Annotated in this window: 12 protein-coding genes (1 of these 12 only partly in view); 7 read left to right on the forward strand and 5 right to left on the reverse strand. The window is 49.7% G+C overall.

The window, feature by feature from the left end:
* The first annotated feature begins 2 nt into the window (after positions 1–2).
* Both H6995_02185 and H6995_02190 read left to right on the forward strand, forming a co-directional pair.
* Positions 3–2,111, forward strand: coding sequence for a marine proteobacterial sortase target protein (locus H6995_02185; GenBank protein MCP5213800.1), 2,109 nt, complete (start codon positions 3–5; stop codon positions 2,109–2,111).
* Positions 2,101–2,700: a class GN sortase gene (locus tag H6995_02190; GenBank protein ID MCP5213801.1), complete on the forward strand. Its 600-nt coding sequence runs from the start codon at positions 2,101–2,103 to the stop codon at positions 2,698–2,700. Before H6995_02185 ends, H6995_02190 begins: the two co-directional genes overlap by 11 nt.
* Before the next feature lie 171 nt (positions 2,701–2,871).
* On the opposite strand, the gene hemL is transcribed toward H6995_02190, so the two are convergent.
* Genes hemL through H6995_02205 form a run of 3 tightly spaced genes read right to left on the reverse strand, consistent with a single transcriptional unit; the run spans position 2,872 to position 6,407 of the window.
* A complete protein-coding gene (gene hemL / locus H6995_02195) occupies positions 2,872–4,155 on the reverse strand; it encodes a glutamate-1-semialdehyde 2,1-aminomutase (protein ID MCP5213802.1) in 1,284 nt (427 codons plus the stop codon).
* Positions 4,156–4,215: 60 nt separating this feature from the next.
* Complete coding sequence (locus H6995_02200) at positions 4,216–4,635, reverse strand: CopD family protein (GenBank protein ID MCP5213803.1); 420 nt, start codon at positions 4,633–4,635, stop codon at positions 4,216–4,218.
* 26 nt (positions 4,636–4,661) lie between these two features.
* A complete protein-coding gene (locus H6995_02205) occupies positions 4,662–6,407 on the reverse strand; it encodes a chloride channel protein (protein MCP5213804.1) in 1,746 nt (581 codons plus the stop codon).
* A gap of 123 nt (positions 6,408–6,530) precedes the next feature.
* On the opposite strand from H6995_02205, the gene H6995_02210 reads away from it, so the two are divergent.
* From H6995_02210 to erpA, 4 genes are all read left to right on the forward strand, one after another.
* Positions 6,531–7,562 (forward strand): N-acetyl-gamma-glutamyl-phosphate reductase, encoded by a 1,032-nt coding sequence (locus tag H6995_02210; protein ID MCP5213805.1) that lies wholly within the window; start codon positions 6,531–6,533, stop codon positions 7,560–7,562.
* A 31-nt stretch (positions 7,563–7,593) separates the two neighbouring features.
* On the forward strand, positions 7,594–8,310 hold the full coding sequence (locus H6995_02215) for a hypothetical protein (GenBank protein ID MCP5213806.1): 717 nt from the start codon (positions 7,594–7,596) through the stop codon (positions 8,308–8,310).
* Positions 8,297–8,764, forward strand: a complete 468-nt coding sequence (locus tag H6995_02220) for a polymer-forming cytoskeletal protein (protein MCP5213807.1) — start codon at positions 8,297–8,299, stop codon at positions 8,762–8,764. Before H6995_02215 ends, H6995_02220 begins: the two co-directional genes overlap by 14 nt.
* A 63-nt stretch (positions 8,765–8,827) precedes the next feature.
* Positions 8,828–9,175, forward strand: a complete 348-nt coding sequence (gene erpA / locus H6995_02225; GenBank protein MCP5213808.1) for an iron-sulfur cluster insertion protein ErpA — start codon at positions 8,828–8,830, stop codon at positions 9,173–9,175.
* Positions 9,176–9,318: 143 nt separating this feature from the next.
* Here erpA and H6995_02230 read toward each other — a convergent pair whose 3' ends face one another.
* Positions 9,319–10,434, reverse strand: coding sequence for an anhydro-N-acetylmuramic acid kinase (locus H6995_02230; protein MCP5213809.1), 1,116 nt, complete (start codon positions 10,432–10,434; stop codon positions 9,319–9,321).
* 10 nt (positions 10,435–10,444) lie between these two features.
* A complete protein-coding gene (locus tag H6995_02235) occupies positions 10,445–11,860 on the reverse strand; it encodes a peptidoglycan DD-metalloendopeptidase family protein (protein MCP5213810.1) in 1,416 nt (471 codons plus the stop codon).
* Positions 11,861–12,094: 234 nt separating this feature from the next.
* Between H6995_02235 and H6995_02240 the strand changes: the two genes are divergently transcribed.
* A protein-coding gene (locus H6995_02240) for a tyrosine--tRNA ligase (protein ID MCP5213811.1) crosses the window boundary here: on the forward strand, positions 12,095–13,010 show its 5' portion. It continues 287 nt past the right edge of the window; the window shows 916 of its 1,203 coding nt (coding positions 1–916); the start codon lies at positions 12,095–12,097; its stop codon lies beyond the right edge, outside the window.

Raw genomic sequence — 13,010 nt, forward strand, 5'->3', positions numbered from 1 at the left:
CCATGGCTAATAACATAAATACAACACGCAGTCCTTTGTGGTTAGCTTGCGCGATTTTTGTGTTTATATGCGCGGGCGTCGTTATCCCTGCCCACGCCAATGGGCTGGCTGAACTGGATTATGGCCAGATCAAAAGCGGTACGCTCTTGGTCAAGGGCAGTGACGGCGCGAATGCCAGTTTTGCGCCGCTGCTGAACACCGATGTGGATTTGCAGGTAAGCGGCATTATTGTGCGCGCCAAAGTGACTCAGCACTTTCTCAATCCGGGCGATGATTGGGTGGAGGGCATTTACCTGTTTCCCCTGCCGGATGATGCGGCGGTGGATCATCTGCGGTTGAAGGTAGGTGGGCGAATAATCGAAGGCGTCATTCAGGAAAAGCAGGAGGCAAAAAGGAACTATGAAAAGGCCAAAGGTAACGGCCAACGCGCCACTTTGTTCACCCAAGAGCGACCGAATCTGTTTACCATCGCGGTCGCTAATATTGGGCCGCAGGAAGAGGTGCAGGTTGAAATCGAATATCAGCAAAGCGTGCCGCTTAGTCAGGGCGAGTTCAGCCTGAGATTTCCGCTGACAGTTACCCCCCGCTACATTCCCGGTGCTGCGCTGATCAATGCGGTCGGGCAAGCCCAGTTCACGGGTACCGGCAGCCAGCCTAATACCGACGCAGTGCCGGATGCTTCTCGCATTACACCCAAGCTTAGCAGTTACGGGGAGAACAGTAATCCGATCAATATTCGGGTCGATCTCGCGCCCGGGTTTGATATCGTTGATCTGCAAAGCCGCTATCATCGAGTCGAGCAGAAAAGTGTGGACGCTCAGCATTATCGACTAACGCTGAACAGCACCACGCACGATTCCAATAGCGACTTTGTGCTGAACTGGCGTGCGGCCGCATCCGAGCAGTCCTATGTCGGCCTTTACACTCAGCAATGGCAGGGCAGTTATTACTCGATGCTAATGCTGACGCCGCCAATGCAAACACAGGACAGCGCTAATCTGCCACGCGATTTAGTCTTTGTGATCGACACCTCTGGCTCAATGGGGGGTGAACCCATTCGGCAGGCGCGCCAGGCATTGATTATGGCGATCGAACGCTTGCAGGCGCAGGATCGCTTCAACCTGATTGAGTTTAACTCCCATACGCGCTCGCTATTTAATAACGTACAACCGGCCAGCCAAGCCATGCGGGCACGGGCGATCAGTTTTGTGCGGGCGCTGGGTGCGAGCGGTGGTACCGAAATGTACCCGGCGCTGGATGCGGCTTTAACCCAGCAGACGGCGGAAGATCGCTCCGGGCGGATTCGTCAGGTGGTGTTTTTAACCGATGGAGCGGTGGGAAACGAGGATCAACTGTTCGAACTCATAGAGCGTAAGCTCGATAATAGTCGGCTGTTCACCATTGGTATTGGCTCAGCGCCTAATTCCTATTTCATGCGTAAAGCCGCTGAATTCGGGCGTGGCAGTTTCACCCACATTGGCAGTATGGAAATTGTGGCCGAACAAATGACCGAGCTTTTTCGTAAGCTGGAATCGCCGGTGCTGACTAACCTAAACATCAGCATCCCGAGTGAATTCGAAGCGGAGTTTTATCCGCAGCGCATTCCCGATCTTTATCAGGGTGAACCCATCGCGCTGGTGTTTAAAACCAAAGGCTTGCCAGCACAGTTACAGTTAAGCGGTGCGGCGGACTCTGAAACCTTCGCCAAAACCCTGAGCTTTGAAACAGCGCAAACCCGCGCGGGCATGAACGTGTTTTGGGCGCGGCGTAAAATGGAGGTGCTGATGGACAAATACCTGCTCAGCTACGAGCCGGAGCAAAAGGCAACGCTAAAACAGTCTGTCATTGAGCTATCACTTGGCCATCATCTGGTCAGCCGTTTCACCAGCCTGATTGCCGTCGATAAAACCCCCGTACGCCGCCCATCAGAGCGGCTTTCCAGTCACGCCCTTAAAAGTAATCCGCCCAAAGGCACTCAGTTTGGCCTGCCGCAAACCGCCACCGATGCGGAGCTGCGCATACTCAAAGGCTTCGGGATCTGGCTGCTGGCGCTGATGTTTTATCTCTATTCGAGGGTGAGACGCATAGCTTGGCTGCGCTATGCTTTTTAATACGCGCAATTTCATCCTCGGATTATTGCTCCTGCTCGGTTGCGCCCAGTTAGCTGCGGGAAGTTGGATACATATTAAAGCCGTGTTAGCGCAACAATTATTGCAGCGCGCTTGGGAAGGCAGTCTGGCCACCGGGCTGTCATCCAAGCCTTGGCCCTGGGCAGACACCGTCCCCATCGCCCGCTTGCAATTGCCACGCTTGGGCGTTGATAGCATTGTGCTCAGCGGGGATCACGGCCAGTCCCTCGCCTTCGGCCCCGGTCATACCAGCGCCAGCGCGCTTCCCGGAGAGCCGGGGGCGATGTTGATCAGTGGCCACCGCGATACTCACTTTCGATTTATGCGGGATATCAAGGTAGGGGACTCGCTAATACTGATTGCAGCAACCGGAAAATCCCAGCGTTACCAAATCATCAAAACCCAGGTGGTAGACGCTGAGAAAACACAGATTCAAGCGGTCGCTGCGGATCAATTATTACTCGCCACCTGCTGGCCGTTTGATTCGGTAGTTCCGGGCGGGCCGCTGCGGTTTGTGGTGATTGCTGAGCCTGTTAGCGAGGTTCAGCTGGCGCAGATTGATATCCATTGAAATAACGCTTAAGGAAAACATTGGTAACAAAAAAGGCACTACTTGAACGCCACGCAACAAGGCGTTTTCTATGGCTGTGCCGGTATTGCTTTGGTATCGTGATTTTAAAAATAAAACAGTACTATGATGTATTTATTTTTGCTGTAGTGCCCCACACTCATAACTGTATTCTCAGGCCAAACTAGCCATCACAGCCCTAGCTGCATCAATCGTCGCTTGGATATCCTCTTCCGTATGCGCCGCGGACATAAAGCCCGCTTCGTAAGAAGCCGGTGCGAGATAAACTCCCGCATTCAACATGCCGTGAAAGAAGCGATTGAAGCGTTCAATATCACAGGCCATGACTTGCCGGAAATTGGTGATATGCTCGGCTTCGGTAAAGAAACCGCCGAACATGCTGCCGACATGGTTAGTGGTAAAGGGAATATTGGCTTCCTGTGCGGCGGCTTTTAATCCCTCAACCAGTTGGGTGGTTTGTGCAAAGAGCGGCTCGTAAAAGCCCGGCTTGCTGATTTCCTCCATCGCAGCGAGGCCTGCGGCCATGGCGACTGGGTTGCCAGAAAGAGTGCCTGCTTGGTAAATCGGGCCGAGGGGTGAAATTTTTTCCATGATTTCGCGCTTGCCGCCAAAGGCCCCAACCGGCATGCCGCCACCGATGACTTTGCCGAGAGTGGTTAGGTCGGCGTCGATGCCATAGTAACCTTGCGCGCCCTGCAAACCGAGACGGAAGCCGGTCATGACTTCGTCCAGAATCAGCACGGCACCGTATTGGTCGCAAACGGCGCGCAAGCCTTCGAGAAAGCCGGGAACGGGTGGTACGCAGTTCATATTGCCAGCGACGGGTTCGACGATTATGCAGGCGATCTGTTCGCCCACTTCTTTAAAGGCCTGTTCGACGTTGGCAATATCGTTGTAGGTAAGAGTAATGGTGTGCTCAGCTAATGCCGCTGGCACGCCCGGTGATGTGGGGACGCCGAAGGTCAGTGCGCCGGAGCCTGCTTTGACCAGTAACGAATCGGAATGGCCGTGATAACAGCCTTCAAATTTGACGATTTTATCGCGCCCGGTAAAACCTCGCGCCAGGCGAATCGCACTCATGGTGGCTTCTGTACCTGAGTTAACGAAACGCACCAGATCCATGTTGGGCATAATGTTACAAATTTTCTCGGCGAGCTGGGTTTCGATCTGCGTCGGCGCGCCAAAGCTTAATCCCTGATTGACGCGCTCGATCACTGCCTGACGAATCGCCGGGTGGTTGTGGCCGAGAATCATCGGCCCCCAGGACAGCACGTAGTCAATGTAGCGTTTGCCGTCGGCATCGTAACAATAAGCGCCGTCCGCGTGGTCGATGAAGACGGGAGTACCGCCGACTGCTTTGAATGCGCGAACCGGGGAGTTAACGCCGCCGGGAATGAATCGTTGCGCTTGCTGAAAAAGTGTTTCGGATTGAGTCATGTTATGTCGTCAATAAATCAGGTGAATAGGAATGATGTTGATCGCTTGTCGGGGTGGGTGCTATATCGGACGCACCACCACCAGGATAATCACGGCGAACAATATTAACACGGGGAATTCATTAAACCAGCGAAAGAAAATATGGCTTTTCGTGTTTAGGTCATTTTGAAAAGCGCGTACGAAGTAGCCGCAAGCCATGTGGTAGGCGACCAGCAGCAGTACCAGCAAGGCTTTAATGTGAAACCAGGCTTCGGTTTTGTAAAAATCCCAATTCAAATAGCTCAGCCAGATGCCAAAGCCAAGCGCCAACCAGGCTAAGGGGCTAATAAAGCGATAGAGTTTATATTCCATCAGCGCCAGTTGTTTTTTGGTGTCCTGGTTGTCCGTCATGGCGTGATTGACGAACAGTCGCGGCAGGTAAAAGAGGCCTGCAAACCAGCAAACGACAAAGATTATATGAAAGGCTTTAACCCAGAGCATAGATGACCTAATAATTTCTTTTCAGACTATTTGTGTAAGTAAAAATTCTCAATATCCTGGCGGGTTACAATGCCCATGACAGAAGTGATCATGGGTGCGTGTACGCGCTCTACGTAGAGTGCCTCGATGTGGTACTGATGTAAAGTATCGAGCGCTTCCTGTAAGGTGGCTTGGCGATGTATTCGTTTGATGTCACGACGGCGGGCCGGGATTGTAAGGAGGTCTATTTCTTTATCTTCCTGGTTGGTTTCCGAATTGTTTTCCTCAGCTAAAAAGCGTGCCAAGTCGACCGCTGGTAGCAAGGATATCGGTTTTCGATCCTCTAACAGAATGATCCATTCCGGTTTGTTAATAAGCAATTCAGCGGCCGCTTGAATAGGAATTTTACGATGGTGGCTGATGATGTTTTTATTCATTAGGCTGGCAACACCGGTGCGACTCAATGCTTGTAAAACTGGTGCGTCACGTAAATGAATGTCCTGTGCGGCAAGCAGAGTGTTAAAGATGGATTTTTGCTTGAATATCCCGCGGGTGGTGAGATTCGCGATTACTATAATCAGCATGCCGGGCAAAATAATGTTGGGGTTGCCGGTAAGCTCTAGCAGTGCCATCAGAGCGGCCAGCGGCGCGTTTAACACCGCCCCCATCATCGCACCCATGCCGAGCATACTGTACATCCCAACGTCAGAGCTGTAGTCCGGTAACAGCGTTGATCCGATAAGCCCTAAGGCCCCCCCAGCGCTGGCTCCTAATACGATAACCGGTCCGATCAGGCTGTAGGGCATGCCGAGACCAACAGGCACGGCGGTTGCCAGTAATTTGCCCAGCGTCAGAATACAGAGCATGCCTAGGCCAAGATTACCTAGCAGCGCTTGGTTCACAGAGTCATAGCCGATGCCCATAATGGACGGAATAAAGAAGGCAATTGAGCCAGTGAAGATTCCGGCAAGCAGGGCTCGTGGCAAGATAGGGTAATGCTGAAAACGAGTGCAGAACTGAGTGATCTGGATGAAGATCGTGGCGAGAGCACCGAGGATGATCCCCATCAAAATAGTAAAGGGGATATCCCAGAGTGACTGAATACTCATGGCGGGTACATCAAAGGCGGTGTCCGCGCCATACACCATGCGACTAATGACGGCAGCACTTACCGAAGCGAGAATTACTGGCGTAAAACCAGTGATCGTGTACTCCATCATGACCACTTCCATCGCGAAGATGACGCCCGCAATCGGGGTATTAAAGGAGGCGGAAATTGCCGCTGCAGTGCCGCATCCGACCAGCACGCGGATGCTGTTATTAGGTAGATGAAAACGCCGCCCCAGATAGCTGTTGCAGGCCGCGCCCAAATGAATAGCGGGGCCTTCCCGGCCTGCGGACTGGCCACTGACTAAACTGATCACGCCCATTAAAAACTGTGTGGCGGTGTTTCTAAGCCGTAAGTGTCCTTCGTGGAAATTCAGTCGCTCTAATACGAGGGTGACGCCAAGTTTGCGAGCGTCCTTGCTCAGATAGCTAAGGATTAAGCCCACCACGATGCTGCCGGTTAGTGGCGCAATAAAACGTAAGTAGGGTTCTAATGCTTCAAAATTTTCTGGATTATTTTCAGGCAGCCATAACTGCAAAGGAATTTCGATAGTTAGCCGAAAGATGAGTATAACCACCCCAGCGACAATCCCAGACAGTACGCCGAGTAAGGCATACTGGGGTAACGCGTCTAGATGAGCCAAGCGTTCGCGGAAATATTCCAGAGTAAAAATTTTAGTGTTCATTGAGAGGTGGTTTTGAATATCCAGATTATCTTTCTATTTGGGGATGGACTTTATTATACTGACCGATTCAGTATAAATCGTTAGCCAGGGCGTTTATCGCCTAATATTTGTTAAGAGGGTCATGTGATTAAGGTTGGAGTTGTTGGAGGAACCGGGTATACCGGGGTGGAACTGTTACGATTGATTGCAAGGCATCCGCAGGCAAAGTTGGTGCTGATCACTTCTCGCTCGGAAGAGGGGAAGGCGGTAGCAGATATGTACCCCAACTTACGCGGAGCAGTGGATATTCGGTTTTCATTGCCGGATAACGATAGTTTGGCTGATTGCGACCTAGTATTTTTCGCTACACCGAATACGGTGGCGATGCAGCAAGTGCCTGAGTTACTAAAGCAGGGTGTCCGAATTATTGATCTGTCGGCGGACTTTCGCTTACGCGATGCTGAGGAGTGGTCGCGTTGGTACGGTGCGACGCATGCCTGCCCTGACCTGTTGGAACAGGCGGTTTATGGTCTGCCGGAAGTGAATCGCGCCGCGATAAAAGAGGCAAAGATGGTGGCAAATCCGGGCTGTTATCCAACCGCTGTTCAATTAGGTTTTTTACCTTTGCTGCAACAAAAGCTGGTGAACAGATCTTCTCTGATTGCTGATGTAAAGTCTGGAGTGAGTGGGGCGGGACGTGGGGCAAGCGTTGGCTCCCTGCTCTGTGAAGCAAGCGAAAGCTTTAAGGCCTATGCCGTGTCAGGTCATAGGCATCTTCCCGAAATTAAGCAAGGCTTAAAGCAGGCCGCTTCAAGTGATGTCGCGTTAACCTTCGTGCCGCATTTGACGCCAATGATTCGTGGTATTCACGCCACGCTTTATGCAGACTTAAGTGTGGATCAGGTTGACCTGCAAGCGCTATATGAAGATTGCTATGCCAGCGAGCCATTTGTTGACGTCCTCCCCCAAGGCTCGCATCCAGAAACGCGAAGCGTGAAAGGTAGCAATTATTGTCGAATCGCAGTGCATCGACCGCAACAGGGAAATAGAGTTGTGGTGTTGTCAGTGATTGATAATCTGGTCAAGGGCGCGGCAGGTCAAGCGGTACAGAATATGAATATTATGTTTGGTTTGCCAGAAAACCTGGGGTTAGAAGCGATTGCGCTGATGCCATGATTCACCATTATTAAGGAAACGCAGACTGCTAATGCCAAGAGTTCGTGGTAGCAAACAAGAGAATTTAGTGCTTAAACCTCATCGGCCAAGGCAGCGCGTCTGGTATGTGGCTGGCCTCTTTCTCGTTGTTTCTGTGGCGCTTGTCGGGAGTTTTGTCTTGGGGCGGCAGCATGAGGTGGAGTTGCAAGCACTATCACCAGAGCAACAACAGCAATTAAAGGAAGTAAAGCGCAAGCTGACAGCGCTGGAGAGAGATCGTAAAGTCGATCAATTGGCACTTGAAACCTCGCGTAAGACGATTGAAGAATTATCTGCGGAGATATCGCAGCTTAAAAAATCGGTAACTTTTTATCGCAGTATTATGGAACCGGGGAATGCTCAGTCCGGGCTGCAAGTCCATGATTTAGGCATCGAGTACCTGGGTAAAACGAGATATCGGATTAATTGGATATTGGCGCAGGTAGGGAAATCCAAAGGCGTCATTCAGGGCGCTGTCAAAGTTAGCATTCAGGGCCTGGGCGCTGGCGAGAAAAGGGTGCTATCCTTAAAGGAAGTCGCAGAGGACGAAATGAGTAATAATTTTAAGTTTCGTTATTTTCAGCAATTTAAGGCAGTGGTTAATATGCCTGAGGACTTTATTGTGGAAAAAGTTGAGGTTGTTGCTGAATCTGCGGGTAAAAATTCAATGACCGCAACCCGTGAATTCGATTGGGTAACACAGGAGACACTTGCAGATGTGGGGGAGTGATAAAAAAAGTGCCCGGCATAATTACGATACTTTAATTTCCAGTAAAACTGAGATTGTAGGCGATTTCAAATTTACTGGGGGGTTGCATATAGATGGTTGTATCAAGGGCAGTGTAGAGGCGCTGGAAAATGACAATGCGGTGGTACGAATCAGCGATCATGGTGTTGTCGAAGGAGAGGTTAAAGCGCCGCATGTGATTATTAATGGTCAGGTCATAGGTAATGTTTATTCTTCGAAACATGTGGAGTTAGCAGCCAATGCTTCGGTTACTGGTACTGTGCATTACCATTTATTGGAAATGGTGATGGGCGCGCAGGTGAATGGGAATTTGGTTCATCAGGTTGAGTCTCAGGTCTCGGGAAAAACCAATACCGTTCAGTTAGGTATTGCCCCACAAAATCCATCCGTCGAGCCTCCAGGCCAAGCGAAATCGAAGCCACTGGCAAATAGTTGATTAAAATACTCGGAAAAGGCAGAATGTGTGAGTTTCATTACAATTTAGCGAGGTTTATTCATTATGTCTGAAGCGGTTGTTCAGGCGTCACTGGCCTTTTGCGATGCCGCTGCATCCAAGGTGAAGACTCTTATTGAGCAAGAAGGTAACGAGCAGTTGAAACTGCGCGTATTTGTTACGGGCGGCGGCTGTTCTGGGTTCCAATACGGCTTCACCTTTGATGATGAAATTGCTGAGGACGATACGATGGTGGATAACCAGGGCGTTACAATGGTGGTTGATCCGATGAGTTTTCAGTATTTAGCCGGTTCCGAGATTGACTACGAAGAGGGGCTGGAAGGGTCACGTTTTGTTGTGCGCAATCCCTCAGCGAAAACCACCTGTGGTTGCGGGTCTTCCTTCTCCATATAAAAGATTCAGGTAACTCCTCCTGTCAAAAGCACCACTCAATGATCGATATTTAAGCCGATACGTGGTGCTTTAAATGAAAAAACCTACCCTTTTCCATTAATATATTTAACTGTATCCCTTTTAATTTCAGCAACGGCCGTTTTTCACGCATGGTAAATGCCGCCTAGTATGCAAGCTTTAGCGGCACCGGTAATAGAAGTTAGATTCCCCGTTTTTTCTTCCAGCCGTTGTTTTGCCAGCCAGGCAAAAGCGATGGCCTCTACCCAGTCAGGATCAACACCCAAATCAGCCGTTGTGCCAACTTTGCATTGCGGCGAATGTGCGGCTAATCGGCTCAGCAGATAACCGTTGTGAGCGCCGCCACCGCAAACGAATAGCTCGCGACATGGTGAGAAGTGCTGGTCCAAATCGTTGCTTATTGTGATCGCGCTAAGTTCCACCAGCGTGGCGCAAACATCTTGAGCGTCTAGATTAAGGTTTAACTGTGTTAGTCGTTGTTCTAGCCACTGGCGATTAAATAATTCTCTGCCTGTGCTTTTGGGCGGTACCAATTGGAAGTAAGCGTCTGTTAGAAATAGTTCTAGTAACTTGCTAGAGATCTTGCCGCCTGCGGCCCAAGCCCCATTAGTATCGTACGGCCCCTGTTGATGAATCTGGTACCAGGCATCTATTAAAACGTTACCTGGGCCGGTATCGAATCCGATAGGTGGAAGCCTTGTGTCAGCGGGTAATAGGGTGAGATTTGCCATGCCGCCGATATTTAATATCGCGCGGTCCTGCGTAGTGCTGAAAACCTCCCGATGGAAAGCTGGTGCGAGCGGAGCACCTTGGCCGCCAGCGGCGATATCACGACGGCGAAAATCGGCGATTGTAGTAATCCCAGTGATATGAGCAATAACATTGGGATCTCCTATCTGTAGAGTAAAAGCCAGAGGCGATTTAGGGCTGTGGCGAATTGTTTGACCATGACAACCGATAGCCTGAATCTGGTCTGCACTTATTTCTGCGTTTTGTAAAAGTTGTAGAGCAGCCGAAGCAAAGATCTGGCCCAATTCCACATCACATTTACCCAATCGCTCAATTTCGTTTTCTCCCGGCGTGCAGAGCATGAGAATGTTTGACCTGAGGTCTGCGGGTAAGGGGTGTTGGTAATGGCTATGTAGCTTGGGGGTGCTCGCACTAAAGTCAACGATTGCCGCATCGACAGCGTCCAGGCTGGTGCCAGACATTAAGCCGAGAAAATAATACGGCTTTGTCATTCCCATTGGGTTAGTCGTTATAGGCAAGCATGTGTTGATATGCTTCGAGCTGGGCTAACACTATGCCAGTCTGTTGCTGGAAACGGGCCAATTCCGATTTCGGAATGGATTTCGCCTTGGGAAGTTTGTCCAGAATGGTGCGAGGATTACGATGTACGCCATTGACCAGAAATTCATAGTGCAAATGTGGCCCGGTAGCGTAGCCTGTGGATCCAACTTGACCAATCGTTTGCCCCTGTTTTACGCGCGCTCCATTTTTCACGAAGCGTTTGTTTAAATGCAAGTATTTGGTGGTGTACTGTTCGCCGTGCTTGATAAATACATAGTTGCCATTGGCTTTGGAATAGCCAGAGGCGATGATTCGCCCTTCACCAGCAGCGAATACGGGAGTACCACGAGGGGCCGCATAGTCAATACCGCGATGAGCTCTAATTTTTTTATGGATCGGGTGTTTGCGATTGGGGTTAAAGCCGGAACTGATGCGAGTAAAATCCAGCGGCGCCCTTAAAAAGGCTTTGCGCATACTGACGCCATCGGCGGAGTAGTGCCCAACATCTCCGTGCATATCTTTATATCGAAGTGCCGTATGCACCTTTCCTCTGTTGGTAAACTGCGCTGCGAGTATCTCGCCAGTCCCGATTTTTTTGCCATCTAAGAATTTTTCTTCGAACAGGAGATTAAAACTATCGCCCTTTCTGGGATCATATACGAAGTCGATAACGCCACTGAATACATTGGCCAGCTCCATAATAAGGTTCTGCGGGAGCCCTTGTCGCTGGCCAGCCAGAAAGAGGGAGTTTTCTAGGGTCGCGCTAACAAAGCGATTATGAACTTCTGGCGCACGCGTCAGTTTGTCGATAGCGTAGCCAGATTCTGTGCGACTAAACTGGATGCTTTCGAGAGGACTTTTAACCCGACGCATTTTTTCCAATTGGCCGTCATTGATAATAAAAGCAAGCTGCTCACCTGGGAACAACCTTTTTAAGCTATCTTCATTGGCAAATTTTTTCGCCGCCTGAGATACCTCTAAGACGTCTTTTGCGGTGAGACCGACGCGTGAGAAAAGTGTGCTGAGGTTATCGCCCGATTTCACTGTTACTTTTTCCCAGTGCTCAAGATTAAAAAGAGAGGGCGGCGCTTGATGTTTAGCGGGAGACTCTTTTTGAGTTTCGACTAAATCGGTGGTTACGTTTTTAGTCGTAACCGTTAGGTTAGTCTCGGGTTCGGTTTTAGCGGAGCTTTCGCTAGTAGTAAGCGTCAAGTCTTCACTGGGGAGCTTGGATTGCTCGGGTAGGTTAAGCGTAAGAGTAACAGAGTTTCTTTTCGCTGAAACTTCTTTAGAGGGAGTAATTACTAAAACAAGCCCAATAATAATGGTGACTAGGCTGGCAACGAGTACATGTTTTTTAGGGTATTGTTTTATCATATTAATATTAGGTCGCGGTAAGTCTTCTCTTGTTGTTTGTTGGCGCCATCAGTGACGCAATATTAGATAAGTATGGCCTAAAAGGGAAAAATTATAGCAATTTTTTTAGATTAAAGCAGGGGTCTACGTAGGGACTCTAATAACAGGATGCTATAATCAGCCGCTTTCTCTCAGTAGGGTGGAAGTAAATAGGCGATGGATAGCTGTATATTGATTGGGTGGATAGGCATATAAATGAAGACATCGGTCGAAGACGCATTAGCAATCATTAAACGCGGTGCAGAGGAAATATTGCTTGAAGATGAGTTGGTTGAGCGTCTTAAAAGCGGTAAGAAAATGCGAGTAAAAGCTGGGTTTGACCCGACGGCTCCAGATTTACACCTTGGGCACACAGTGCTGATTAATAAGCTCAAACAATTTCAGGAGTTAGGGCATGAGGTGATTTTTCTGATTGGCGATTTCACCGGTATGATTGGTGATCCAACAGGAAAAAACGTGACACGCAAACCGTTGACGCGTGAACAGGTAGAGGCAAATGCCATTACCTATAAAGAACAGGTGTTCAAAATTTTGGATCCGGAGCTAACGACTGTCGCGTTCAACTCAACTTGGATGAATAAGTTGAGTTCTGCTGAAATGATTAGTCTTGCGGCTCAGCAGACAGTGGCGCGAATGTTAGAGCGGGATGATTTTAGTAAGCGTTATAAAGCCGGGCAGCCCATCAGTATCCACGAATTTTTATACCCCCTGGTGCAGGGTTATGACTCTGTTGCGTTGAAAGCCGATGTAGAGTTGGGAGGGACCGATCAGAAGTTTAATTTGTTAGTGGGCCGGGAATTGCAACGACACTACGGGCAACCGCCTCAGATTGTATTAACGTTGCCCCTTCTTGAAGGCCTGGATGGCGTACAAAAAATGTCCAAGTCCTTAGGTAACTATGTGGGTGTTGATGACCTGCCCGGAGAAATGTACCGTAAAATTCTAACCATGCCGGACGATTTAATTTGGCGCTATTTTGAATTATTGAGCTTTCGGGAGCTGACAGAAGTTGAGCAATTTAAGCGCGAAGTTGATGCAGGAGCAAACCCGCAAGATATTAAAAAGCGTTTGGCGGAAGAAATCGTCGGGCGGTTTCATGGTCCAGAAGCGG

It is taken from the genome of Pseudomonadales bacterium, from assembly GCA_024234615.1.
Taxonomy (GTDB): Bacteria; Pseudomonadota; Gammaproteobacteria; order Pseudomonadales; family IMCC2047; genus JAJFKB01.

Excerpts from the sequence above, each read along its gene's own strand:
- H6995_02185 (MCP5213800.1), top strand. The coding sequence starts at position 3 with ATGGCTAATAACATAAATACAACACGCAGTCCTTTGTGGTTAGCTTGC.
- H6995_02190 (MCP5213801.1), top strand. The coding sequence starts at position 2,101 with ATGCTTTTTAATACGCGCAATTTCATCCTCGGATTATTGCTCCTGCTC.
- hemL (MCP5213802.1), bottom strand. The coding sequence starts at position 4,155 with ATGACTCAATCCGAAACACTTTTTCAGCAAGCGCAACGATTCATTCCC.
- H6995_02200 (MCP5213803.1), bottom strand. The coding sequence starts at position 4,635 with ATGCTCTGGGTTAAAGCCTTTCATATAATCTTTGTCGTTTGCTGGTTT.
- H6995_02205 (MCP5213804.1), bottom strand. The coding sequence starts at position 6,407 with ATGAACACTAAAATTTTTACTCTGGAATATTTCCGCGAACGCTTGGCT.
- H6995_02215 (MCP5213806.1), top strand. The coding sequence starts at position 7,594 with ATGCCAAGAGTTCGTGGTAGCAAACAAGAGAATTTAGTGCTTAAACCT.
- H6995_02220 (MCP5213807.1), top strand. The coding sequence starts at position 8,297 with ATGTGGGGGAGTGATAAAAAAAGTGCCCGGCATAATTACGATACTTTA.
- erpA (MCP5213808.1), top strand. The coding sequence starts at position 8,828 with ATGTCTGAAGCGGTTGTTCAGGCGTCACTGGCCTTTTGCGATGCCGCT.
- H6995_02230 (MCP5213809.1), bottom strand. The coding sequence starts at position 10,434 with ATGACAAAGCCGTATTATTTTCTCGGCTTAATGTCTGGCACCAGCCTG.
- H6995_02235 (MCP5213810.1), bottom strand. The coding sequence starts at position 11,860 with ATGATAAAACAATACCCTAAAAAACATGTACTCGTTGCCAGCCTAGTC.